Raw genomic sequence first — 2,525 nt, forward strand, 5'->3', positions numbered from 1 at the left:
CCTCATGAGAGGAAAAGGATTATCCGGTATTAGCACCGGTTTCCCGGTGTTATCCCAGTCTTACAGGCAGGTTGCCCACGTGTTACTCACCCGTCCGCCGCTAACCAACAGGAGCAAGCTCCTATTGGTTCGCTCGACTTGCATGTATTAGGCACGCCGCCAGCGTTCGTCCTGAGCCAGGATCAAACTCTCCAAGAAAGTTGATTAGCTCATTTTGTTACGTTGGCTTAACTTCTTAATCGAAGCTAAAATTTATTGTTTGTTTGCACGATTTTGTTTGTTTAGTTTTCAAAGAACAATTAGTAATATGTTGGAGCGGGTGATGGGAATCGAACCCACTACATCAGCTTGGAAGGCTGAGGTTTTACCAGTAAACTACACCCGCGTATTTTATTAAAATGGTCGGGAAGACAGGATTCGAACCTGCGACCCCTTGGTCCCAAACCAAGTGCTCTACCAAGCTGAGCTACTTCCCGTCTATATGGCGCGCCCGGAAGAAGTCGAATCCACAACCTTCTGATCCGTAGTCAGACGCTCTATCCAATTGAGCTACGGGCGCATTAATTAAAAAGTCAACTTTTAAAGTATAGCACACTCGGTATTCTCTGTCAACAATTTATTTGGTGCGGCCGAGAGGACTTGAACCTCCACGGGGTTGCCCCCACTAGGCCCTCAACCTAGCGCGTCTGCCATTCCGCCACGACCGCATGATAATTAGCGACAAAAACAATCTTATCACACTACACAATTTAATTCAAGTAAAATATTTGGTGCGGGTGAAGGGAGTCGAACCCCCACGCCTTGCGGCGCCAGATCCTAAGTCTGGTGCGTCTGCCAATTCCGCCACACCCGCATGAATATTTACTGATTAGAAAGATGGCTGGGCTAGCTGGATTTGAACCAACGCATGTCGCAGTCAAAGTGCGATGCCTTACCGCTTGGCTATAGCCCAATGATATTTTTTGTAATGAATAAGAAACAGGAAATGAATCAAGGTCACTTCCCGTTCCAATGACCCCTACGGGATTCGAACCCGTGTTACCTCCGTGAAAGGGAGGTGTCTTAACCACTTGACCAAGGGGCCTTAAGTTTATATGGCGGAGAAGGAGGGATTTGAACCCTCGCGCCGGTCACCCGACCTACACCCTTAGCAGGGGCGCCTCTTCAGCCTCTTGAGTACTTCCCCATATGGCTCCGCAGGTAGGACTCGAACCTACGACCGATCGGTTAACAGCCGATAGCTCTACCACTGAGCTACTGCGGAATAAAAAAGATATTTAAAAATCAATAAAGGCAATCACCTTATCGACTCTTTATATTATAATGACGATATAATATAAAGTCAATACAGTTTTAGATAAAGATTTTTCCGAATCACTACCTTATCCTAAGGTTATTTCTTTTATTTTCATCAATTTTCCTCTACATTTTCCACACACATATCTACTAGTATCAATGCTTCTTTTTCTTCTGTAAGATAGCTGACAGTTGGTGCACTGATAGAGAAGGATTTTATTAGATGTTCGTTTTACTTTTTTATCTGGCAGTTGGGCACAAAATCGTGGTGCTCCTACTTTTTTTAATAAATACTTAAAATTCTGGTCCCTATGCTGATAACCTTTTCCTGCAAGGTGAAGGTGATAATGGCATAGTTCATGTTTAATAATCCCTACTAATTCTTTTTCACCAAGCTGCTCGTAATATTTTCTATTGATTTCAATATTATGTGTGCCAAGCAGGTATCTGCCTCCTGTTGATCTTAGCCTTGGATTAAACGAGGCGTGATGCAAAAATGGTTTCCCAAATGACTCAACAGATATCTTTTCAACCAATATTTGAAGTTGTTGTTGGTCCATTTTGGGTCCCTCACTTTCTATGCGAACATGACAACCTATTATAGCATATATTGTATATACCTTTAATAATGATGTACTTTTCGGGAGGTTTTATTATGCCGACTTGGTTGCAAAACCAAATGAAAAGAGCTTTCTATGAAAAGGATCGCTATCAGATCAAGATGTTAAACCAGTGCTGGTTCTTTTACAGGAAGAAACATTACTCTTAGGATAACGCTCCGTTATCAGGGAGAAGATTTTTAATGCGCAAATCCGTTTTAGGTTTTGCGCTTTTTTGTTTTATCCAAATAGAAGCTACTTTTTTTAGGGGATTCATTTGGGAGTAGTCGGCATCGATTCACTTTCATCCCCTTTTTTTCGTCTTCGGTCACCCAATAACTCTATTGATTACCTTCTTCCCCTTTTTTCACCAGCTTCGGTCACCTATAACCCCCATTGATTACCTTCTTCCCCTTTTTTCACCAACTTCGGTCACCTATAACCCCTATTGATTACCTTCTTCCCCTTTTTTCTTCGTCTTTGGTCACCAATAACCCCCATTGAAGTCAAGTCCTATATTTTGTGTAAATTGTATTTCCTATGGTTACAATGTTTTTCAGCTTTTATGAATTTTGATGGTTTGGAAGGGGGTACCCCCTTCCAAACCATCAAGATTTCGCGCGCTTCGCG

2 protein-coding genes, 9 tRNA genes and 1 rRNA gene are annotated in these 2,525 nt (G+C 42.5%); 1 reads left to right on the forward strand and 11 read right to left on the reverse strand.

Annotation, left to right across the window (positions count from 1 at the left end):
• The 11 genes from KW850_RS32435 to KW850_RS32485 form a co-directional block, all read right to left on the reverse strand.
• Window positions 1-198, reverse strand: a 16S ribosomal RNA gene (locus KW850_RS32435); the annotation flags it as partial.
• A 113-nt stretch (window positions 199-311) separates the two neighbouring features.
• Window positions 312-385: transfer RNA gene (locus KW850_RS32440), tRNA-Gly, on the reverse strand.
• Between the two features lie 14 nt (window positions 386-399).
• A tRNA-Pro gene (locus KW850_RS32445) sits at window positions 400-476 on the reverse strand.
• Between the two features lie 6 nt (window positions 477-482).
• Window positions 483-559: transfer RNA gene (locus KW850_RS32450), tRNA-Arg, on the reverse strand.
• Between the two features lie 62 nt (window positions 560-621).
• Window positions 622-707: transfer RNA gene (locus tag KW850_RS32455), tRNA-Leu, on the reverse strand.
• 61 nt (window positions 708-768) lie between these two features.
• Window positions 769-853: transfer RNA gene (locus KW850_RS32460), tRNA-Leu, on the reverse strand.
• 24 nt (window positions 854-877) lie between these two features.
• A tRNA-Gln gene (locus tag KW850_RS32465) sits at window positions 878-952 on the reverse strand.
• Between the two features lie 60 nt (window positions 953-1,012).
• Window positions 1,013-1,084: transfer RNA gene (locus tag KW850_RS32470), tRNA-Glu, on the reverse strand.
• An 11-nt stretch (window positions 1,085-1,095) separates the two neighbouring features.
• A tRNA-Ser gene (locus tag KW850_RS32475) sits at window positions 1,096-1,186 on the reverse strand.
• A gap of 3 nt (window positions 1,187-1,189) precedes the next feature.
• Window positions 1,190-1,264 (reverse strand) — tRNA-Asn (locus KW850_RS32480).
• A 118-nt stretch (window positions 1,265-1,382) separates the two neighbouring features.
• The gene (locus KW850_RS32485) at window positions 1,383-1,856 is read right to left on the reverse strand and encodes a SprT family protein (protein WP_218351707.1); all 474 of its coding nucleotides are present in this window, start codon (window positions 1,854-1,856) and stop codon (window positions 1,383-1,385) included.
• A gap of 95 nt (window positions 1,857-1,951) precedes the next feature.
• On the opposite strand from KW850_RS32485, the gene cmpA reads away from it, so the two are divergent.
• A complete protein-coding gene (gene cmpA, locus KW850_RS32490) occupies window positions 1,952-2,065 on the forward strand; it encodes a cortex morphogenetic protein CmpA (protein WP_218351708.1) in 114 nt (37 codons plus the stop codon).
• Window positions 2,066-2,525 lie beyond the last annotated feature (460 nt).

Source organism: Bacillus sp. sid0103 (assembly GCF_019219025.1).

Bases quoted from the DNA above. Each gene is read 5' to 3' on its own strand.
- KW850_RS32485 (WP_218351707.1), bottom strand. From the start codon at position 1,856: ATGGACCAACAACAACTTCAAATATTGGTTGAAAAGATATCTGTTGAG.
- cmpA (WP_218351708.1), top strand. From the start codon at position 1,952: ATGCCGACTTGGTTGCAAAACCAAATGAAAAGAGCTTTCTATGAAAAG.